At 57.5% G+C, this 20,496-nt stretch carries 18 protein-coding genes and 6 tRNA genes; 20 read left to right on the forward strand and 4 right to left on the reverse strand.

What is annotated here, in order from left to right; translation table 11 throughout:
- Window positions 1-51 precede the first annotated feature (51 nt).
- The 4 genes from secA (at window position 52) to ACP7BO_RS03910 (ending at window position 5,798) form a co-directional block, all read left to right on the forward strand.
- Window positions 52-2,805 (forward strand): preprotein translocase subunit SecA, encoded by a 2,754-nt coding sequence (gene secA, locus ACP7BO_RS03895; RefSeq protein WP_060691078.1) that lies wholly within the window; start codon window positions 52-54, stop codon window positions 2,803-2,805.
- Between the two features lie 116 nt (window positions 2,806-2,921).
- Window positions 2,922-4,139 (forward strand): bifunctional glutamate N-acetyltransferase/amino-acid acetyltransferase ArgJ, encoded by a 1,218-nt coding sequence (argJ, locus tag ACP7BO_RS03900; protein ID WP_397455994.1) that lies wholly within the window; start codon window positions 2,922-2,924, stop codon window positions 4,137-4,139.
- Between the two features lie 85 nt (window positions 4,140-4,224).
- Window positions 4,225-4,857 carry a glutathione S-transferase family protein gene (locus ACP7BO_RS03905; protein ID WP_426208695.1) on the forward strand — a complete coding sequence of 211 codons (633 nt, stop codon included), beginning with the start codon at window positions 4,225-4,227 and terminating at the stop codon, window positions 4,855-4,857.
- Complete coding sequence (locus tag ACP7BO_RS03910; protein ID WP_397455996.1) at window positions 4,854-5,798, forward strand: Nudix family hydrolase; 945 nt, start codon at window positions 4,854-4,856, stop codon at window positions 5,796-5,798. The genes ACP7BO_RS03905 and ACP7BO_RS03910 overlap by 4 nt, the downstream gene beginning before the upstream one ends.
- 110 nt (window positions 5,799-5,908) lie before the next feature.
- On the opposite strand, the gene ACP7BO_RS03915 is transcribed toward ACP7BO_RS03910, so the two are convergent.
- Window positions 5,909-6,664, reverse strand: coding sequence for a hypothetical protein (locus ACP7BO_RS03915; RefSeq protein ID WP_426208698.1), 756 nt, complete (start codon window positions 6,662-6,664; stop codon window positions 5,909-5,911).
- 308 nt (window positions 6,665-6,972) lie between these two features.
- Here ACP7BO_RS03915 and ACP7BO_RS03920 point away from each other — a divergent pair.
- The 12 genes from ACP7BO_RS03920 to ACP7BO_RS03975 all read left to right on the forward strand — a co-directional run bounded on the left by ACP7BO_RS03920 (window position 6,973) and on the right by ACP7BO_RS03975 (window position 13,051).
- Window positions 6,973-7,048: transfer RNA gene (locus tag ACP7BO_RS03920), tRNA-Glu, on the forward strand.
- A gap of 2 nt (window positions 7,049-7,050) precedes the next feature.
- Window positions 7,051-7,126 (forward strand) — tRNA-Gly (locus ACP7BO_RS03925).
- Window positions 7,127-7,229: 103 nt separating this feature from the next.
- Window positions 7,230-7,305: transfer RNA gene (locus tag ACP7BO_RS03930), tRNA-Glu, on the forward strand.
- A gap of 5 nt (window positions 7,306-7,310) precedes the next feature.
- Window positions 7,311-7,386: transfer RNA gene (locus ACP7BO_RS03935), tRNA-Gly, on the forward strand.
- 173 nt (window positions 7,387-7,559) lie between these two features.
- A tRNA-Glu gene (locus ACP7BO_RS03940) sits at window positions 7,560-7,635 on the forward strand.
- Window positions 7,636-7,640: 5 nt separating this feature from the next.
- Window positions 7,641-7,716 (forward strand) — tRNA-Gly (locus ACP7BO_RS03945).
- Between the two features lie 187 nt (window positions 7,717-7,903).
- A complete protein-coding gene (locus ACP7BO_RS03950; RefSeq protein WP_426208700.1) occupies window positions 7,904-8,845 on the forward strand; it encodes a fatty acid desaturase in 942 nt (313 codons plus the stop codon).
- 18 nt (window positions 8,846-8,863) lie between these two features.
- Complete coding sequence (locus ACP7BO_RS03955) at window positions 8,864-9,655, forward strand: phosphate/phosphite/phosphonate ABC transporter substrate-binding protein (protein ID WP_426208702.1); 792 nt, start codon at window positions 8,864-8,866, stop codon at window positions 9,653-9,655.
- Between the two features lie 124 nt (window positions 9,656-9,779).
- Window positions 9,780-10,328 carry a sigma-70 family RNA polymerase sigma factor gene (locus ACP7BO_RS03960; RefSeq protein WP_426208704.1) on the forward strand — a complete coding sequence of 183 codons (549 nt, stop codon included), beginning with the start codon at window positions 9,780-9,782 and terminating at the stop codon, window positions 10,326-10,328.
- Window positions 10,325-11,347, forward strand: coding sequence for an ABC transporter substrate-binding protein (locus tag ACP7BO_RS03965; protein ID WP_426208706.1), 1,023 nt, complete (start codon window positions 10,325-10,327; stop codon window positions 11,345-11,347). The genes ACP7BO_RS03960 and ACP7BO_RS03965 overlap by 4 nt, the downstream gene beginning before the upstream one ends.
- A gap of 22 nt (window positions 11,348-11,369) precedes the next feature.
- On the forward strand, window positions 11,370-12,221 hold the full coding sequence (locus ACP7BO_RS03970) for an ABC transporter permease (RefSeq protein ID WP_426208708.1): 852 nt from the start codon (window positions 11,370-11,372) through the stop codon (window positions 12,219-12,221).
- Window positions 12,218-13,051: a quaternary amine ABC transporter ATP-binding protein gene (locus ACP7BO_RS03975; protein WP_426208709.1), complete on the forward strand. Its 834-nt coding sequence runs from the start codon at window positions 12,218-12,220 to the stop codon at window positions 13,049-13,051. The genes ACP7BO_RS03970 and ACP7BO_RS03975 overlap by 4 nt, the downstream gene beginning before the upstream one ends.
- Here the strand turns inward: ACP7BO_RS03975 and ACP7BO_RS03980 are convergent.
- Complete coding sequence (locus tag ACP7BO_RS03980) at window positions 13,044-13,670, reverse strand: hypothetical protein (protein WP_073508825.1); 627 nt, start codon at window positions 13,668-13,670, stop codon at window positions 13,044-13,046. The genes ACP7BO_RS03975 and ACP7BO_RS03980 overlap by 8 nt on opposite strands.
- A gap of 87 nt (window positions 13,671-13,757) precedes the next feature.
- Here ACP7BO_RS03980 and ACP7BO_RS03985 point away from each other — a divergent pair, with 87 nt between their 5' ends.
- Window positions 13,758-14,687, forward strand: coding sequence for a LysR substrate-binding domain-containing protein (locus tag ACP7BO_RS03985; RefSeq protein WP_426208712.1), 930 nt, complete (start codon window positions 13,758-13,760; stop codon window positions 14,685-14,687).
- 96 nt (window positions 14,688-14,783) lie between these two features.
- On the opposite strand, the gene ACP7BO_RS03990 is transcribed toward ACP7BO_RS03985, so the two are convergent.
- A complete protein-coding gene (locus ACP7BO_RS03990) occupies window positions 14,784-15,200 on the reverse strand; it encodes a PA2817 family protein (protein ID WP_003442567.1) in 417 nt (138 codons plus the stop codon).
- 62 nt (window positions 15,201-15,262) lie between these two features.
- Window positions 15,263-17,710 (reverse strand): acyl-CoA dehydrogenase, encoded by a 2,448-nt coding sequence (locus ACP7BO_RS03995; RefSeq protein ID WP_397456007.1) that lies wholly within the window; start codon window positions 17,708-17,710, stop codon window positions 15,263-15,265.
- Window positions 17,711-17,861: 151 nt separating this feature from the next.
- On the opposite strand from ACP7BO_RS03995, the gene ACP7BO_RS04000 reads away from it, so the two are divergent.
- The 3 genes from ACP7BO_RS04000 (at window position 17,862) to ACP7BO_RS04010 (ending at window position 20,340) form a co-directional block, all read left to right on the forward strand.
- The gene (locus ACP7BO_RS04000; RefSeq protein ID WP_397456008.1) at window positions 17,862-18,485 is read left to right on the forward strand and encodes a glutathione S-transferase family protein; all 624 of its coding nucleotides are present in this window, start codon (window positions 17,862-17,864) and stop codon (window positions 18,483-18,485) included.
- A gap of 146 nt (window positions 18,486-18,631) precedes the next feature.
- The gene (locus ACP7BO_RS04005; protein ID WP_060691092.1) at window positions 18,632-19,564 is read left to right on the forward strand and encodes an ABC transporter ATP-binding protein; all 933 of its coding nucleotides are present in this window, start codon (window positions 18,632-18,634) and stop codon (window positions 19,562-19,564) included.
- The gene (locus tag ACP7BO_RS04010) at window positions 19,561-20,340 is read left to right on the forward strand and encodes an ABC transporter permease (protein ID WP_060691093.1); all 780 of its coding nucleotides are present in this window, start codon (window positions 19,561-19,563) and stop codon (window positions 20,338-20,340) included. The genes ACP7BO_RS04005 and ACP7BO_RS04010 overlap by 4 nt, the downstream gene beginning before the upstream one ends.
- The last annotated feature ends 156 nt before the right edge of the window (window positions 20,341-20,496 follow it).

The raw sequence follows: 20,496 nt of genomic DNA on the forward strand, positions 1-20,496 counted from the left end.
GGCGACTCTCGGGGCCGCCCTCCATCCCTATGTGTGGAAGATCCTGCCGATATGTTTGCGCCTTTGTTAAAGAAACTTTTTGGAAGCAAGAACGAGCGCGAAGTTAAACGCATGCTCAAGACAGTACAGGTCGTCAATTCCTTCGAAGAGCAGATGGTTGCCCTGACCGATGAGCAATTGCGCGCCAAGACCGAAGAGTTCAAGGCCCGCATAGCCAAAGGTGAGACCCTCGATCAACTGTTGCCGGAAGCTTTTGCGGTCTGCCGCGAGGCGGGCAAGCGTGTCATGGGCATGCGTCACTTTGACGTCCAGCTGATCGGCGGCATGACCTTGCACGAAGGCATGATTGCAGAAATGCGCACCGGTGAAGGCAAGACCCTGGTAGCAACCCTGGGTGTTTACCTCAACGCGTTGTCCGGCAAGGGCGTGCACGTTGTAACCGTGAACGACTACCTGGCCCGTCGGGATGCCAACTGGATGCGTCCGCTCTACGAATTCCTGGGCCTGACGGTCGGTGTTGTTACACCGTTCCAGCCGCCTCAGGAAAAACGTGAAGCCTATGCTGCCGACATCACTTACGGCACCAACAACGAGTTCGGTTTCGATTACCTGCGCGACAACATGGCTTTCAGCATGGAAGAAAAATTCCAGCGCGAGCTTAATTTCGCCGTAATCGACGAAGTCGACTCGATCCTGATCGATGAAGCCCGTACCCCGCTGATTATCTCCGGCCAGGCTGAAGACAGCTCCAAGCTGTACACCGAAATCAACAAGCTCATCCCGCGCCTTGAGTTGCATGTCGAGGAAGTCGAGGGCGAGGTGACCAAAGCAGGTCATTTCACTATCGATGAAAAGACCCGTCAGGTTGAGTTGAACGAAGCCGGTCACCAGTTTGTTGAAGACATGCTGACCCAGATCGGTCTGCTCGCAGAAGGCGAAAGCCTGTACTCCGCGCACAACCTGGGCTTGTTGACTCATGTTTATGCGGCTCTGCGTGCTCACAAGCTGTTCAATCGCAACGTTGAATACATCGTTGAAGACGGCCAGGTATTGCTGGTCGACGAACATACCGGCCGCACCATGCCGGGCCGTCGTCTGTCCGAAGGCTTGCACCAGGCGATCGAGGCAAAAGAAGGTCTGAACATTCAGGCCGAGAGCCAGACCCTGGCTTCGACCACCTTCCAGAACTACTTCCGTCTGTATAACAAGCTGTCCGGCATGACCGGTACGGCTGACACCGAAGCGTTCGAATTCCACCAGATCTACGGTCTGTCGGTGATGGTGATCCCGCCGAACAAGCCGCTGGCACGTAAAGACTTCAATGACCTGGTGTTCCTCACCGCTGACGAGAAGTACGCGGCGATTGTGGCTGACATCAAGGACTGCATGGCCAAGGGCCGTCCGGTGCTGGTCGGTACAGCGACCATCGAAACCTCCGAGCACATGTCCAACCTGTTGAAGCAGGAAGGTATTGAGCACAAGGTTCTGAACGCCAAGTTCCACGAAAAAGAAGCTGAAATCATTGCCCAGGCCGGTCGTCCGGGTGCACTGACCATTGCTACCAACATGGCGGGTCGCGGTACTGACATCCTGTTGGGCGGCAACTGGGAAGTGGAAGTGGCTTCCCTTGAAAACCCGACTCCGGAGCAGATCGCACAGATCAAGGCCGACTGGCAGAAACGTCACCAGCAAGTGCTGGAATCGGGCGGCCTGCACGTGATCGCTTCCGAGCGTCACGAGTCGCGCCGTATCGACAACCAGCTGCGTGGTCGTGCCGGTCGTCAGGGGGATGCGGGTTCCAGCCGTTTCTACCTGTCGCTTGAAGACAGCCTGATGCGCATCTTCGCTTCTGACCGTGTAAAAAACTTCATGAAGGCCCTGGGCATGCAGTCTGGCGAAGCGATTGAGCACCGTATGGTGACCAACGCTATCGAAAAGGCTCAGCGCAAGGTTGAAGGTCGCAACTTCGACATCCGTAAGCAATTGCTGGAGTTCGATGACGTCAACAACGAACAGCGTAAAGTGATTTATCACATGCGTAACACGTTGCTTGCTGCGGACAATATCGGTGAAACCATCGCCGACTTCCGCAAGGACGTTCTCGAAAGCACTGTCAGCGCGCATATTCCACCGCAGTCGTTGCCGGAACAATGGGACGTCAAAGGTCTGGAATCGGCTATCGAAACCGGTTTTGGGGTGAAACTTCCGATCCAGCAATGGCTCGATGAAGACGACCACCTGTACGAAGAAACCCTGCGTGAGAAGCTGCTGAACGAGTTGCTGGCGGCTTACAACGAGAAAGAAGAGCAGGCGAGCCCGGAAGCGCTGCGCACCTTCGAGAAACAAATTGTGCTGCGTGTACTGGATGACTTGTGGAAAGACCACCTGTCGACCATGGATCACCTGCGCCACGGTATCCATTTGCGCGGCTATGCGCAGAAGAACCCGAAGCAGGAGTACAAGCGCGAGTCGTTCAACCTGTTCTCCGAGCTGCTTGATTCGATCAAGCGCGATTCGATCCGTGTGCTGTCCCATGTACAGGTTCGTCGCGAAGACCCGGAAGCAGAAGAGGCTCGTCTGCGTCAGGAAGCCGAAGACCTGGCTTCGCGTATGCAGTTCCAGCATGCCGAAGCACCGGGCCTTGATCAGCCTGAAGCGCTGGCTGAAGTACTTGAGGGTGCCGATGTCGAAGACGTCGTGCAGGCGACCGAGCCTGTTCGTAATGAGCAGAAGCTGGGCCGCAATGAGCTGTGCTACTGCGGCTCGGGCAAGAAATACAAGCATTGCCACGGGCAAATCAATTAAAACCCGTTCCAACTGCTGAAGTACCTGCGCCGCGACCGGCATTAGCCGTCGCGGCGTTTTACCATTGAATTTGCGTGCTTTCGCGGCGACGCACAGAACTTATTTAGGAGCGCGTCATGGCTGTTGGTCTTGGTCCTTTGCCTACATTGCACCCGGTTGCCGGTTTTGAACTGGGTATCGCTTCTGCCGGTATCAAGCGTGTGGGGCGCAAGGACGTAGTGGTTATGCGCTGCGCCGAAGGTTCCACTGTGGCGGGTGTGTTCACGTTGAATGCGTTTTGCGCAGCGCCGGTAATCCTGGCCAAACAACGGGTCCAGGGCAGCATTCGCTACTTGCTGACCAACACCGGTAATGCCAATGCGGGGACCGGTGATCCGGGCCTGATCGCGGCCGCCCGTACCTGCTCCCGGCTGGCTGAGTTAGCAGGCGTCGATGCCAGCGCCGTCCTGCCGTATTCCACAGGTGTCATCGGCGAGCCGCTGCCGGTCGAGAAAATCGAAGGTGCGCTGCAAGCCGCACTGGATGACCTCAGCGAGGACAACTGGGCACAAGCGGCCACGGGCATCATGACCACCGACACCTTGCCTAAAGGTGCCAGCCGTCAGTTCGAGCATGAGGGGGTCACCATCACCGTGACCGGCATCAGCAAAGGCGCGGGCATGATTCGCCCGAACATGGCCACCATGCTGGGTTACATCGCGACCGACGCCAAGGTTTCCCGTGAAGTGCTGCAAAACCTGCTGCTGGACGGTGCAAACAAGTCGTTCAACCGCATCACCATCGACGGTGATACTTCCACCAACGATTGCTGCATGCTGATTGCCACCGGCAAAGCCGATCTTCCTGAAATCACCGAAGCCAACGGCCCGCTGTTCGCCGCTTTGAAGCAGGCCGTGTTTGAGGTTTGCATGGAAGTGGCACAAGCCATTGTTCGCGACGGCGAAGGTGCGACCAAGTTCGTCACCGTTGAAGTGAATGGCGGCGCCAATCATCAGGAATGTCTGGACGTGGGTTACACCGTTGCTCATTCGCCGCTGATCAAAACTGCGCTGTTTGCTTCAGATCCTAACTGGGGTCGCATTCTGGCCGCCGTCGGGCGTGCAGGGGTTCCCAATCTGGATGTGCGCAAAATCGACGTGTTTCTGGGTGAAGTGTGCATTGCAAGCGGTGGTGCGCGTGCCGGCACTTATACCGAGGCGCAGGGTTCGGCAGTGATGGCCCGTGAAGAAATCACCATCCGTATCGAGCTTGGCCGCGGTGTCTGCAGCGAGACGATCTGGACCACTGACTTGTCTCACGAATACGTGAAAATCAACGCCGAATACCGTACCTGAGTACGTTTGTGCAGGATCGGGCGGCCTTGCCGGGCCAGTGCGATCCTGCAGTCAGGGGTTTTGTATTCGCAAAGGACGGCCCTTCATGAGCTTTCATCTGATCATTGGCGACAAGTTGCACTCATCCAGGTCCCTGCGCGGTGCGCTGGCGCTTGATCTTGCCGGTGTTCCCTATACCGAGCACCTGATCAGGCTGGGTCAGCCTGACACTCGGGCGTTGATCCTGCAGTACTCGGCAACGGGTAAAGTACCGCTGTTGCAGACCGCGCACGGCACTATTGCCGACTCTTTGGCGATTGCCGAGTACCTGAATGAACAATTCCCGGCCGCTCAATTGTGGCCCGCGGATATCGCTGCGCGAGCACAGGCCCGGTCGGCCTGTGCGCAAATGCACAGCGGCTTTGTTGGTTTGCGCGCAAATTTGCCCTTCGACTTGTCCCGTGACCAGGCACTCCAGCCGATGCCGGAGCAAGCTCAGGTCGATCTCGAAAGAATGAGCGCGTTGTGGGCAGAGTGTCGCGCAGTGGCCACTGAAAGCGGGCCGTACCTGTTCGGGCGTTTGAGCCTGGCGGACGCATTTTTTGCGCCGGTGGCCGTGCGCCTTCGTACTTATCGTGTTGCACTGTCGGCTGAAGATGCCGCTTATGTTGAAGCCATTTATCAATGGCCCGCGTTTAAAGCCTGGCAACAGGCCGGATTAGAGGAAGTGCAAGGGTGAAACGAGTTCATGTGGCTGCGGCCGTTATTCGGGGTACAGACGGTAAAATCCTGATCGCTCGTCGGGCCGATTCCCAGCATCAAGGCGGGCTATGGGAGTTTCCCGGCGGCAAGGTTGAGGCTGGCGAGTCTGTCGAGATGGCTCTGGGGCGCGAGTTGCAGGAAGAGCTGGGGATTACGGTCGAGTCCGCGCGCCCCTTGATCAAGGTTCAGCATGACTATCCAGACAAGCAGGTTTTGCTGGATGTCTGGGAGGTGTCTTCGTTCACGGGCCAGCCCCATGGAGCAGAAGGCCAGCCACTGGCCTGGGTCACTCAGCGTGAACTGGCGGACTACGAGTTCCCGGCGGCTAACGAGCCGATAGTTGCAGCCGCCCGCTTGCCTGATCAGTACCTGATTACTCCGGACGGGCTTGAAACCCCGCAACTGTTACGTGGCCTGAAGAAGGCAGTTGCCGACGGCATCAAGCTGGTGCAGCTGCGTGCCCCCAATGGTTATGACCCCAAATACCGGGATCTGGCGGTTGATGCTACAGGCCTGTGCGCGGGCAAGGCGCAGCTGATGCTCAAGGGGCCACTGGAGTGGCTGGGGGATTTTCCTTCGGCAGGTTGGCATTTAACGGCTGCGCAATTGCGTAAGTACGCCGCTAAAGGCAGGCCTCTATCGAAAGATCGCTGGCTTGCAGCGTCATGCCATAACGCAGAAGAATTGGCGCTGGCTGAGCAAATGGACGTGGATTTCGTGACCCTGTCACCGGTGCTTCCCACTCAGACGCACCCTGATGCGCAGCCTTTGGGTTGGGAACAGGTGCAGCAATTGATTGCTGGCTTCAGCAAGCCGGTATTTTTGCTGGGCGGTCTGGGGCCGGATGATCGCCAGCAAGCTTGGGCCATTGGTGCGCAAGGTGTTGCGGGGATTCGGGCGTTTTGGCCCCAGGTTTGACGCGCAGTCTGTAGGAGTGGGAAGGGCGGTTTGACTGAAACACCGCCTTGCCTGTATTGCCAGGCAATACAGGCTCCTGCGGGGTTTGACATGGGTTGATGCGTCGACCCTCAGTCGTAAATGGCTTTCTTCTTCCAGTCCCCTTCAATCTCGTCTGTTCGAAGCCCCTCGGTCAGTTCATTGACCTCCTGGGTCGACGGCTCAAGGTTGTTCTGCAATATCGCGTTAGCTCGGGCCAGCTGTGCTTCAAAAGCCTTTAACTGGCTGCTGTAGAGCGCGTCAGGCTGTTTGCGCAGGTATTGCGCGCCACGCTCAAAGGCAAGCCGTGCCTGGCCAGGCTGGTTCTGCTGCAGCGCCAGCTGGCCAAGGTTGTTGAAGAACTCGATATGCAAAATCACTAGCAGGTGACGAATTTCTTTGAGCCACTGCTTGGCCTCGTTGCTCGCCAGTACCCGATCCTTGGCTGCGCGGGTCACCTGACCGTGCAAGGTTTCTAGCAGAAAGCGCGCGTCTTTGGCTTTGGCTTCAGTGAGAATCGGGCGGGGAGGGTTGTTGACCGGTATCGAGTCGCCTTTGGCAACCAGGGCTTCAAGCTCGGCCACCCGCGCTTTCAGCGGGACACTGGATTTGTTCAGGAGTAATAGACGCTGTGTAGCGTTGAGCTCCAGCCGGGTCAGCAGAAGTTTGAGGCCGGGTGACATCATTTGCCCTGGAAATGTCTCGTTTACCTCGCTGCAGCGCCGGATACGATCATTGAACTCGACCTTGAGACGGGCTTTTTCCAGTTTGTTGTTTTCCACCACATGGTTGATGTAACCAATGGCGATCAATAGTACGATCCCGGCTATGACAAGCAGGGTGATCATGGAAGGAGTCAACGTTAGAACCTCTTCGGGGTGGTCTGCCGGCTCTATAAGAAAGAAGCTGGGAATCGATAGGTGCAAATTGCCATCACTCAGGCCGACCAATCATAACGCCTTGCAGGATGACGGAATATAGACGTCAGAGGTTCGGCGACATACAGCGCATGAAAAAGCCGAAAGAAGAGGGAAGTCATTGATTTCAATATATTTTAAGAATGGGGTTGACGACTTCCCAATCCATCCCTAGAATGCGCGCCAATTGCAGCGTAAAGCGAACAGCCAAACGCATGTGACCAGTGAAGTTGTAGCGTGTCCCCTTCGTCTAGTGGCCTAGGACACCGCCCTTTCACGGCGGTAACAGGGGTTCGAGTCCCCTAGGGGACGCCATTGCGGGAATAGCTCAGTTGGTAGAGCACGACCTTGCCAAGGTCGGGGTCGCGAGTTCGAGTCTCGTTTCCCGCTCCATTTTTAAGCAATCACGCTCTAGGGCGGGGTTGAGTGAAAGCCAAAGCATTAACTTCGGTAAATGCGGTTGGCACTGAAATATACAGTGTATGTTTCGGGCAACGTCCCCTTCGTCTAGTGGCCTAGGACACCGCCCTTTCACGGCGGTAACAGGGGTTCGAGTCCCCTAGGGGACGCCATTATTGCGGGAATAGCTCAGTTGGTAGAGCACGACCTTGCCAAGGTCGGGGTCGCGAGTTCGAGTCTCGTTTCCCGCTCCAAATTTTGTTTTTTGGAGCTACGCATAGTCCAGAAAACATGAAAAATCAGCCATTGGCTGTTTTTTTTTGCTTCACCCAGCAACTTTGTTTCGACAAGGTTGAGTGAAAAGTCAGAGCGATAACTCCGGTTAATGCGGCTGACACTGAAATGTACACTGTATGTTTCGGGCAACGTCCCCTTCGTCTAGTGGCCTAGGACACCGCCCTTTCACGGCGGTAACAGGGGTTCGAGTCCCCTAGGGGACGCCATTATTGCGGGAATAGCTCAGTTGGTAGAGCACGACCTTGCCAAGGTCGGGGTCGCGAGTTCGAGTCTCGTTTCCCGCTCCAAATTTTGTTTTTTGGAGCTACGCAGTTGCAAAAAACACCAGAAAGCAGCCTTAGGGCTGCTTTTTGCGTTTCAGCGTTTTAATCCCCCGGTATCCCCGCCAAACGCTCTAAGCCCATAACCAAACGATCTGCAAGAAAAGTACGACTCGCGCCACAGATGGATTCAAACCCGTGTTGAGTTCTTCAGATGTCGCATTACTTCGATAGCGCCCAGCGCCGGGACATTCTGGCCTTGTCCCGCACATTCACCGGCCGCACCCAATGGCCCACGTGGTTACTGTTGATTGCCGTGCCCGGCGCATGGTTTGCCTTGATGCTCGGCAGCCCGGTCACAGGACCGTGGTGGACGACCGGTTTGTTGATTCCGGTAGTGGTGCTGTGGATGTCGCTACAGCACGAGTTGCTGCACGGTCATCCCACCCGCTTTGAGTGGTTCAACAAGCTGCTGGGCTATGCCCCATTTGCCGTGTGGTACCCGTACACCTTGTACCGCGACAGCCATTTGTTGCATCACCGCGACCATGACTTGACCGTGCCGGGGGTTGATCCCGAAAGCCGCTATTTGAGCCGGGCGCGCTGGCAAGGCAGCTCTAAAGTGCTGCGCGGCGTGCTCTGGTTGAACAAAACCGTGCTTGGACGACTGCTGCTGGGGGCGCCGCTATCCTTGGCCGGTCTGGCCGGGCAAGAACTGCAGCGCTTGCGCAGGGGGGATGCCCAGGCCTGGTGCATGTGGCTGACCCATGGCTTCGTGACGTTGCTGATGTTTGCTTTTATTGCCCGCTACAGTGAAGTGACAGTTTGGCAGTATGTGTTTTTTGTCAGTGTGCCAGCGCTGTCGGTGGGCGCCATTCGCTCCTTTTATGAACATCGGCCCGCTTTACGTCCCGAGCAGCGCACGGTGCTGAACGAGGCAGGCTGGCCCTGGACCTGGCTGTTCCTGAATCTGAACCTGCATCTGGTGCACCATGATTTGCCGGGTTTGCCATGGTTTTACTTGCCCGTAATCTATCAAGCGCGGCGTGCCCAATGGCAGCAGCGCAGTGGCGGCTTTCTGGTGCGGGGGTATGGCGAATTGATTCGTGGTCACGGCCTGCAGCCGATTGATAGCCCGCAGCACCCATTCAGTTGAATTCACAGGGAGCACCCGATGCCGGGACGTTATGCAGAACTCGCGATGTACGTTGCGCCGCAACCGGTACAGGTCGCCAGTGAGCAGTGGCTGACTCGAATTGTGGCGTTACTGGATGCACCGCGTCGTGATGGACGGGGGCTGGAGTTGCTTGAGTTGTTCCGGTCCCCGGATCTGTTGCTGACCCAGACCTGTGGTTACCCGCTGATGACCCTGTTGCGCGGTCAGGTGCAGTTGGTAGGTCGCCCGCGCTATGAGCTGAACGACAGTAGCGCGGGCAACCACTGCAGTTTGATCGTCAGTCGCGCTACCGACCCGCGTATCGATTTGGCTGAGTTCAAGGGCAGCCGCGGGGTGATCAACGACCGGCATTCCAACAGCGGTATGAACCTGTTTCGTCACCGTCTGGCACCGTTGCAGCAGGGCGGGCGATTCTTTGCCAGTGTGGCGGTCAGCGGTGCACATCAACAAAGCCTGCGCTATGTGCGTGAAGGATGGGCTGACCTGGCTTGCATCGACAGTGTCACCTTTGACTGTCTGGCCCGCTACGCCCCGGCTGAAGTCGCCGGGCTACGCCTGGTGGCACGTACCGCGACCAGCCCGACCTTGCCTTACATCACCGCGCTCGACACTGGGGGCGTCGGGGCAGAGCAGATTCGCCGGGCAATGAATCAGGCTTTGCAGCAATTGCCGCAGGTCAGGGCTGTATTGGGCGTGCAGGAAGTATTGCCGGTCAGCGAAGCGGATTATCAACCTGTGCTCGATCTTCAGCGAGTCGCCACTGATTGTGGGTATGAAGTGCTGGCTTAGAATTTTGTTAGTTCAATAACGAATAACTAAATGTGTTTTTAATATTTAAATTGAATAAAGGCCTTTGGTAGGATCGCCGCACCGGATCACCGGACATACCGTTTTTACTTCTTTTGGAGCCTTTATGTCCGGCGCCGACACCTCTCACCGAGACTATGTGGGTCTGCTTTATCGCACCCACCATGCCTGGCTGCAGGCGCGTTTGCGCCGCTACCCTGGTTCCAGCAGCTACGCTGAAGACATTGCGGCCGATACCTTTACCCAGCTTTTGACCGCCGGGCAGGGGATGTCGATCCGCGAACCCCGTGCCCTTTTGACCACCATTGCCCGACGTTTGATTTATCAGCGCTGGCGCCGCCGAGATGTGGAACAGGCGTATCTAATGAAGATGCAGCATGAGGCTCCCGCGTACTCGCCATCTCCTGAGGCGCTGACTCAGGTTGATCAGGCCTTGCAGGTGGTTGAAGCGCAGCTCCAGGGTTTGCCGCAAAAGGTTCGGAACACTTTCCTGCTCTCCAGGGTCAATGGTCTTACGTATCCAGAAATAGCGGCGCAGTTGGGTATTTCCCGGCGCTCCGTCAGCGATTACATGAGCCTTGCGCTTGGCCGCTGCTTGATAAACGACGCTGTACTGCCGAAAAAAAGCCCCTCCATAACAAGAGACTCGCTATGAACAACCTTAAACAATGGCTCGGCGGCACGCTGCTGGCACTGGGGATCGCAACGCAACCGGTATTGGCCGCACCTGCGGCTGCACCTGTGCACTTCGGTGATATCACTTGGGAAAGCGGTAGCCTTATCACGGAAGTACTGCGTTTGATTACCGAAAAAGGCTACGGCGTTGAAACGGACACCCTGCCTGGCAGTACCGTTAGCCTTGAGGCCGCGCTGGCCAAAAATGATATTCAGGTGATTGGCGAAGAATGGGCGGGGCGCAGCCCTGTGTGGCTCAAGGCGCAAGCAGAAGGCAAAGTGTTCGGTTTGGGCGACATCGTCAAAAACGCGAGTGAAGGCTGGTGGGTGCCGGAGTATGTGGTCAAGGGCGACCCTGAAAAAGGTATCAAGGCCGTGGCTCCCGACTTGAAGTCGGTGAGCGACCTGGCGCGCTATAAAGACGTGTTTCGCGATCAGGAAGACCCGAGCCGCGGGCGCTTTCTCAATAGCCCGACCGGCTGGACCTCTGAAATCGTCAACAGCCAAAAGCTCAAGGCTTACGGTCTGGACAAAGACTATGTGAACTTCCGCACCGGCTCCGGTGCTGCTCTGGATGCAGAAGTCAGCTCCTCGATCCGGCGTGGCAAGCCCGTGTTGTTTTACTACTGGTCGCCAACCCCGCTGATCGGGCGCTACAAACTGATCAAGCTGGAAGAGCCTGCGTTTGATGCCGAGGCCTGGAAAACCCTGGCTGACGCCAACAACCCCAATCCCAAAGGCACGCGCTCTTTGCCGGCAAAACTGGCCATTGGCGTATCGGCCCCCTTTAAAGCGCAATACCCGCAGTTAGTGGAGTTCTACGAAAAGGTCGATTTCCCAATCGACCTGTTGAATACCACCCTGGCCGGGATGAGCGAAAAACGTACCGAGCCACGTAAGGCGGCTGAAGCCTTTTTACGTGACCAGCCGCAGATCTGGCATGCCTGGGTCACCCCCGACGCTGCGGCCAAGGTCGATGCGGCCCTCAAAGCGGATTAACGCGTTCAATCAAGAGCACTGAATGTTCCCTGAAAATTTGACGTTTTCCATCGCAGGCTGGGTCAATGACGGCGTTGATGCCCTGGTGAGCAATTACGGGGATGTGTTCCGGCACATCTCCGACACCTTGCTCTGGGCCATTATCAACCTCGAAAACCTGCTGCGCCTGACCCCGTGGTGGTTGATGCTGGTCATTGTCGGCGCCATCGGCTGGCACGCCACCCGTAAAATCCTCAGTACGTTGCTGATTGTCGGCCTGCTGTTTCTGGTGGGGGCTGTCGGCCTGTGGGACAAGCTCATGCAAACCCTGGCGCTGATGATGGTGGCCACGGTTATTTCCGTGTTGCTGGGTATTCCGCTGGGGATTCTGGCGGCCCGTAACAACCGCTTGCGCGCGGTGATGATGCCGCTGCTGGACATCATGCAAACCATGCCCAGCTTTGTGTACCTGATACCCGTGCTGATGCTGTTCGGGCTGGGCAAGGTGCCGGCGATTTTTGCCACGGTGATTTATGCCGTGCCACCCCTGATCCGCCTGACGGATCTGGGCCTGCGCCAGGTTGACCGTGAGGTGATGGAGGCGATCAACGCCTTTGGTGCCAACCCGTGGCAACAATTGTTCGGCGTGCAATTGCCGCTGGCGATGCCCAGCATCATGGCGGGGGTTAACCAGACCACCATGATGGCGCTGTCGATGGTGGTAATCGCCTCAATGATCGGTGCCCGGGGGCTGGGTGAAGATGTACTGGTGGGCATTCAGACCCTCAATGTGGGCAAGGGGCTGGAAGCCGGACTGGCGATTGTCATTCTGGCTGTGGTCATCGATCGCATCACCCAGGCCTATGGCCGCCCTCGGCAAGGGGAGCAAAAATGACGCTGGCGGTGCATGACAAGATCGAGTTGCGCAACGTTTTCAAGGTGTTTGGTCACCGCGAAAAAGAAGTCATGGCGCTGATTCGTGAAGGTAAAAGCAAGGATCAAGTGCTGGCACAAACCGGTTGTGTGGTGGGGGTCAATGATCTGTCCCTGACGATCCGTGCGGCAGAAGTGTTCGTCATTATGGGCTTGTCCGGCTCGGGCAAGTCGACGCTGGTGCGGCACTTGAATCGCCTGATCGATCCCACCAGCGGCCAGATCCTGGTGGACGGTGAAAACATCCTGGATTACGACATGCCTGCCTTGCGCCAGTTTCGACGGCACAAAATCAGCATGGTGTTTCAGAGTTTTGGCCTGCTGCCCCATCGCAATGTGCTGGAAAACGTTGCATACGGCCTCAAGGTGCGCGGCGAGAGCAAGGCGCAGTGCGATGAGCGGGCACGACACTGGATCTCGGTGGTTGGGCTGCAGGGGTATGAGCAGGCTTTTGTGCCGCAGCTGTCGGGGGGGATGCGCCAGCGGGTAGGTCTGGCGCGGGCATTGGCGGCGGACACGGACATCATCCTGATGGACGAGGCGTTCAGCGCGCTCGATCCGTTGATCCGTGCAGAAATGCAGGATCAACTGATGGAGCTACAACGAACTCTGCAAAAAACCATTGTCTTTATTACCCACGATCTGGACGAAGCGCTGCGCATTGGTAATCGCATCGCCATGCTCAAGGACGGGCAGTTGATTCAGGTAGGCACGCCGCAGGAAATCCTGCTGACGCCTGCGGATGACTACGTTGACCGTTTTGTGCAGCGTCACCGGGCCAGGCTTATTTGACCTCGTAGCGAACGGACAGCACGCCCTTTTTCTGGCTGATCGATAGCACGCTGACGGCATGTAGCGCGGCCAGTGAGCGGACATGAGTGCCGCCACACGGATAACCCGGCAAGTCGCCAAAGCGCACAACCCGTTGCCCGCTATCGTGCTGCATGTGCCTTGGCAAGTCGGCTCTGATCCATTGCTCAAGGTGCTGCTCGATGGTTTCGGGCTCCAGTGGTTGCGCGTTATCGCCGGGGGTAAAACTCACCCGGCATTCGCCCGGCCAGTGGTGGGCTTTGGTAGGTACCCAGCCAGACTGCTCACCCAGTACGCCAATCAAGTGCCCGGCCGAGTGCAGGCGCGCGTTTAGATGGCGGCGTGTGGCGTCAACCGCTGCCCGTGCCCGGCCGGGTAAAACCGGCTGTTTAACGTAATGCACGATGCCGTCCTGTTCTTGCAGCACTTTCACCACTTCACTGTCTGCAATCCAGCCTGTATCGCAGGGCTGCCCGCCGCCCTGGGGATGGAAGGGGGTGGCATTGAGAACCACTGCAAAGCCGTCTTCATGAGGCGTACAGCTGATGACGTCGACCTCTGCGGTCAGTGCGTCGTCGGTAAAAAACAGGCGTTCGGTCATGGCTATATCCAGGGGGGTACTTTTTTCCAGTATAGGGATGGCGCCTGGGTGTGATAATCCATGCAAATTTCAATGGACCTGTGCGCCGTGAGCATAAATCTTCCGCTGTCGTTGTTGGCTGAGATGGTGATTTTCGTAAAGGTGGTCGAGGCCGGGAGTTTCTCCGGCGCGGCGCGCCAACTGACGATGTCGCCCTCAGCGGTAAGCCGCAGTATTTCTCGGCTGGAAAAAGCCCTTGCCATCCGTTTGCTGCAGCGCACCACGCGCAAGTTGCGCCTGAGCGAGGGGGGCGAAGAAGTGTTCAAGCGCTGCCTTGAGGTGACGGGCGCAGCGCAGTCGGTGATGGATTTGAGCGGGCGCTTTACCCAGGAGGCCGAAGGGCTGATCCGGGTCAGCGTGCCCAAAGCGGTGGGCCGCTATGTGATTCACCCGCATATGCCCGAGTTTTTGCGGCGCTATCCCGGGGTTGATGTGCAACTGATTCTGGAAGATCGCTATGTTGACCTGATCGATGACAACGTTGACCTGAGCCTGCGCATTACCGACCAGCCGCCCCCGGGGCTGGTGGGGCGTCAGTTGTTTGTGATTGAACACTTGCTGTGTGCCACCCCGCAGTATCTGGCCGAGCATGGAGTGCCGCTACAACCGGAGGACTTGCTTGATCACAGTTGCATTTATCTGGGGGAAACCCCCGCGGATGCGCGCTGGAAGTTCAGGCAAGGCAGCAAGTCAGTGACAGTCGGAGTGCGTGGCCGTTATGCGGCCAACCACACGGGCGTAAGGCTGGACGCGGTGCTGCAGCATATCGGGATTGGCAGCCTGCCGTATTTCACGGCGTGTCAGGCGCTGGAGCAGGGGTTGATCGTGCAAGTGCTGCCGGCGTGGAATTTCATCGCCTCCTACCACGGCGCTGCCTGGCTGTTGCATACCCCTTCGCGCTACATGCCACCCAAGTTGCGGGTGTTTATCGATTATCTAGTGGATCGACTGGCGCAAGAGCCGGTGCGGCCACTGTAAGAGGCAGGCTCAAGCTGCGCGAACAGCGGGCCGGGTACAAAAAAGCCCGCCAGGTAAACCGGGCGGGCTTTTTGAATCGGGCGTCTGGCGCGTTAATCAGTGTTGTGGGCTGTCTTCGTTGGTCGGCAGCGCCATAAATTGTTTTTCCTGGTTCCAGTCGAATGGCTCGCCGTTTTGTTCGGCTTCGAAGCGACGTTCTTCCAGCGCTTCGTACATATCCAGTTCTTCATCGGACAAGAAGTTAAAGCACGCGCCGCCGAAGAACCACAGCAAATCACGTGGCACCAGGTGGGCGATTTGCGGGTAGCGTTCGATCACTTGGCACAGGATGTCCTGGCCCAGATACTGGCTGCTGTCAAAATCAGTCAGCAGGCCGCTTTTCATTTCATCGAAGCGTTCCAGGAACAGGGCATGGCTTTCTTCCGGGATCTGTTCGGCATCACCGACAGCAACCAGAATGCTGCGCAACATATCGAGCAGGGCCAGGTTGTGGTTGAGATCGTTGGTGGCCATTGTGGTGTCCTCTAGAGCAAAACGGGCGCCGGAGTATAAAGCCCCCGGCGCCCGCTGTCCTGCTAGCGAATTTTTCCTTCGCTGTGAGTGAGCTGCTCTTTGCTGAAATCATCCACATCAATCACCTTGCGCCGTGCGGCTTCAGCCTCACGCAGGGTCTGGGCTTCAGCCGGTTGCAGCACGCCTGCCTGCAATGCCGAATCGATGGACGGTTCACCGGCTGCCGGTTTGACCTGACCGCTTTTCAACGCATCGTGGAGTTTTTTGTGCAGCGGATGTGCGGCGTTGAGCAGGTCGCAGGCGTGTTGCAGGGCGCCTACCGCATCATCCGGTGACTGCGGGCGATAACAACCGGCCAGCACTGCTTCCAGGGCCGGATCGCCTTTAGTACGGCCCAGCACGGCGGCCACTTCAGCATCCAGTGCGTCCGATGGCCCGGTATGGCGACGGCCAAACGGGAACACCACGACGCGCAACGCACAGCCCAGCACAGGGTTCGGGAAGTTTTTCAGCAGTTCGTCCAGCGCGCGCTCGGCGTGACCCAGACTTTCTTCCATGGCCCATCTGAACAGCGGGCTGAGGTACTCGGGGGAATCCAGGTCGTGATAGCGCTTCAGGGCAGCCGAGGCCAGATACATATGGCTGAGCACATCACCCAGACGCGCCGACAAGCGTTCGCGACGTTTAAGTTCGCCGCCGAGCAGCATCATGCTCAGGTCGGCCAGCATCGCGAAGGCTGCAGCCTGGCGGTTCAGTGCACGGAAGTAGCCCTGGCTCAGGGCATTGCCGGGGGCGTGTTCAAAGCGGCCAAAGCCCAGGTTCAGCACCAGGGTGCTGGCGGCATTACTGACGGCAAAACCGATGTGCTTGAGCAGCAGGTCATCAAACTCCAGTAAGGCCTGATGTTTGTCTTCGCGTCCGGCCAGCGCCATTTCCTTGAGTACGAAGGGATGGCAGCGAATTGCACCCTGACCAAAAATCATCAGGTTGCGCGACAGAATGTTCGCACCCTCCACGGTGATGAAGATCGGTGCGCCCTGCCAGTTGCGACCCAGATAGTTGTTGGGCCCCATGATGATGCCCTTGCCGCCGTGCACGTCCATGGCGTGGCCGATACATTCACGCCCGCGTTCGGTGAGGTGGTACTTGAGAATGGCCGACAGCACCGAAGGTTTCTCGCCCAGATCAACGGCATTGGCTGTCAGCATGCGCGCGCTGTCCATCAGCCAGGCATTGCCGCCAATCCGGGCCAGAGCTTCCTGAATACCCTCAAAAGCGGCCAGGGGGACATTGAACTGTTCGCGCACCTGAGCGTACTGACCGGTCACCAGGCTGGTGAACTTGGCAGCGCCAGTGCCTACGGCCGGCAGTGAAATCGAGCGCCCGACCGACAGGCAGTTCATCAGCATCATCCAACCTTTGCCGAGCATGTCCTGGCCACCGATCAGGTAGTCCAGCGGGATGAACACGTCTTTACCCGAGTTCGGGCCATTCATGAATGCTGCGCCCAATGGCAAGTGCCGGCGCCCGATCTCAACCCCCGGGGTGTCAGTGGGGATCAATGCCAGGCTGATGCCCAGGTCCTCTTTGTCACCCAGCAGGTGCTCCGGGTCGTGGGCCTTGAACGCCAGCCCCAGCAGCGTGGCGACAGGGCCCAGGGTGATGTAGCGCTTTTCCCAGTTCAGGCGCAGGCCAAGAACTTCTTCGCCCTGCCACTGGCCTTTGCAAATTATCCCGGTATCGGGCATGGCGCCCGCATCGGAGCCTGCGAGGGGGCCGGTCAGGGCAAAGCAGGGGATGTCATCGCCGCGGGCTAGGCGCGGCAGGTAATGGTTGCGCTGCTCGTCGGTGCCGTAATGCAGCAGCAGTTCAGCCGGGCCCAGTGAATTGGGCACCATTACTGTCGACGCGAGATCACCGCTGCGGGTGGCAAGTTTCATCGCCACCTGGGAGTGGGCATAGGCCGAGAAGCCTTTGCCGCCGAACTCTTTGGGAATGATCAGGGCAAAGAAGCCATGGGTTTTGATATGGGCCCAGGCCTCGGGCGGCAAATCCATGGCCTGACCGATTTCCCAGTCGCTGACCATTGCACACAGTTCTTCGGTCGGGCCATCGATGAAGGCCTGTTCTTCTTCAGTCAGTTGCGCTTTGGGGTAGGCCAGCAGTTGTTCCCAGTCGGGGCGGCCACTGAACAGCTCGCCATCCCACCATACGGTCCCGGCATCGATGGCATCGCGTTCGGTTTGCGACATGGGCGGCAGGGTTTTTTGAAACCAGTTGAACAGCGGTGCGGTGAACACCTTGCGACGCAGGTCGGGCAACAGCAGCAGAGCTGCGGGAGCCGCCAGTAACACCCACAGAATAGCCAGCAACCAGCCTGGTACATGGCCGATGACGCCCATGGCCAGCAGATAAACCGCCACCACGGCCATTGCCGTCAGGGGCGCAACACGGCGATGGGCCAACCAGGCTACGCCAACGATCAAAACCAGTATCCACAACAACAGCATATTCAATCCCCCGTGAAACCAGAGTCAGACACCCTTGTGAGCTTAGTCGCAACTCCTGATCAAGGTAGTTGCATTAGTGACCTCGTGCGGGAGACGGAGTTCGACGTCACGGCGTAGACTCCTGTGGCGTCTATCAATCAGGAGTCGAGTCATGCTGAAAGTGTGGGGTCGCAAGAATTCGTCAAATGTCAGAAAGGCATTGTGGTGTATTGAAGAGCTGGCATTGCCCTACAGCCGGGAAGAGGCGGGGGGAGCGTTTGGAGTGGTCAACAGTCCGGAATACAGGGCGTTGAACCCAAATGGCCAGGTGCCGACGATTGACGATGACGGCTTTGTATTGTGGGAATCGAACACCATCGTGCGTTATCTGGCTGCCCAATATGGAGCGGATACTTCCTGGTATCCAACCGATCCCCGGGTGCGCGCTCAAGCCGATAAATGGATGGACTGGACGAGCACATCGTTTGCCGGGGCCTTCCGCCCGTTATTTTGGGGTGTCTTGCGCACGCCGGCCGAGCAGCAGGACTGGGTGGCAATCAATGCCGCCATCACGGCCTGCGCGCAATTACTGCAGATTGTGGATCAGGCCCTGTCTGAAACCCCCTACTTGTCGGGGGATGAAATCGGTATGGGCGATATTCCGCTGGGTTCGTTCATCTATGCCTGGTTTGAAATGCCCATCGAGCGTGCGTCCCTGCCGCACTTAAGTGACTGGTATGAACGTTTGAAGCTGCGTCCCGCCTACCGCAGTGCAGTCATGACTGCGTTGACCTGATAGCCACTATTAATACGAGCGACTGTACTTGTGCGGCCGGGCCAAGCACCATACGTGGTGTTCAAAGGCCTTGCCGGACTCGTCTTACAGACAGTCAGTCCTTGTTTGGCCATCTCCCTTTCCTCCATCTTGGTGCGTAATCCGATATGAGTTCCGCTCTGTCCATACGGCAGCTAACCAAAACCTACGGCAACGGTTTCCAGGCCCTGAGTGGTATCGATCTGGATGTTGCTGAAGGTGACTTTTTTGCCTTGCTGGGCCCCAACGGCGCCGGCAAATCCACCACCATTGGCATTCTCTCTACCCTGGTCAACAAGACCAGCGGCACCGTGAATATCTTCGGCCATGATCTCGATCGGGAACCTGCCGCGCTCAAGCGCTGTATTGGCGTGGTGCCGCAGGAGTTCAACTTCAACCAGTTTGAAAAGACCTTCGATATCGTGGTGACGCAGGCCGGCTATTACGGCATCCCGCCGAAAATCGCCAAGGAACGCGCCGAGAAGTACCTGACGCAACTGGGGCTCTGGGACAAGCGCGAAACCCCTTCGCGCTCGTTGTCGGGTGGTATGAAGCGTCGCCTGATGATCGCCCGGGCACTGGTGCACGAGCCGCGCCTGTTGATTCTCGACGAGCCGACTGCGGGGGTGGACATCGAGCTGCGCCGTTCGATGTGGACCTTCCTCACCGAATTGAATGAGCAGGGCACCACCATCATCCTCACCACCCACTATCTGGAAGAGGCTGAGCAGCTGTGCCGCAACATCGGGATCATCGATCACGGCACCATTGTCGAGAACACCAGCATGCGTCAATTGCTGGGCCAGCTGCACGTCGAGACCTTTTTGCTTGATCTGAAGAACCCCCAGACCGTGCCGGTGCAACTGATCGGTTATCCGAGCCAGCTGCTCGATGATCACACCCTGGAAGTACAGGTGGATAAAGCGGTGGGTATTACCGGTTTGTTCACTCAGTTGGCCGCTCAAAATGTTGAAGTGGTCAGCCTGCGTAATAAAACCAATCGTCTTGAGGAGTTATTCGTGTCGCTGGTCGAGAAAAACCTGGCAAAGGTGGCGATATGAGCTCGGAGCTGCGCCCCAACCTGATTGCGTTGAACACCATTATTTATCGTGAGGTGCGGCGTTTTACCCGCATCTGGCCGCAAACCTTGCTGCCGCCTGCGATCACCATGGTTTTGTACTTTGTGATCTTCGGTAACCTGATTGGTCGGCAAATCGGTGATATGGGTGGTTTCACCTATATGGAGTACATCGTGCCGGGTCTGATCATGATGTCGGTGATCACCAACTCCTACGGCAACGTGGTATCGAGCTTCTTTGGTGCCAAGTTTCAGCGGTCGATTGAAGAGTTGATGGTCTCGCCGGTATCACCGCACACTATTTTGATCGGCTTTACCGTGGGCGGCATTCTGCGCGGGTTGATGGTCGGTGTGATCGTGACCCTGCTGTCGCTGTTCTTCACCCATTTGCAGGTGCATCACCTGGGCCTGACCATTGTGGTGGTGGTGCTGACGGCGACGATCTTCTCGCTGCTGGGGTTTATCAACGCAGTATTTGCACGTAACTTCGACGATATCTCGATAATCCCGACGTTCGTGCTGACACCGCTGACCTACCTGGGCGGGGTGTTTTATTCGATTAGCCTGCTGCCGCCGTTCTGGCAGACCGTGTCGCTGGCCAACCCGGTGCTGCACATGGTGAACGCCTTCCGTTACGGCATTCTTGGCGTTTCGGACATCAAGATCAGCGTGGCCCTGACCTTTATGGTGGTGGCGACGATCGTGCTGTACATCGCCTGCGCCCGCTTGCTGGTCAGTGGGCGTGGCATGCGCCAGTAGTCGCCCTGCAGCATGCAAAAGGCCCTGTAACGGTAGTGCTGTTCATATAAGTAAACCCTGCGTTGTAGGAGCGAGCTTGCCTCGCGATGATTGTTAACGAGAATGTGTGTTTGCAGATTAAACACGGCGTTCCCGAGGCCATCGCGAGACAAGCTC

Origin of the sequence: Pseudomonas sp. TWR2-1-1 (assembly GCF_049897045.1) — a bacterium.
GTDB classification, from domain to species: domain Bacteria; phylum Pseudomonadota; class Gammaproteobacteria; order Pseudomonadales; family Pseudomonadaceae; genus Aquipseudomonas; species Aquipseudomonas versuta.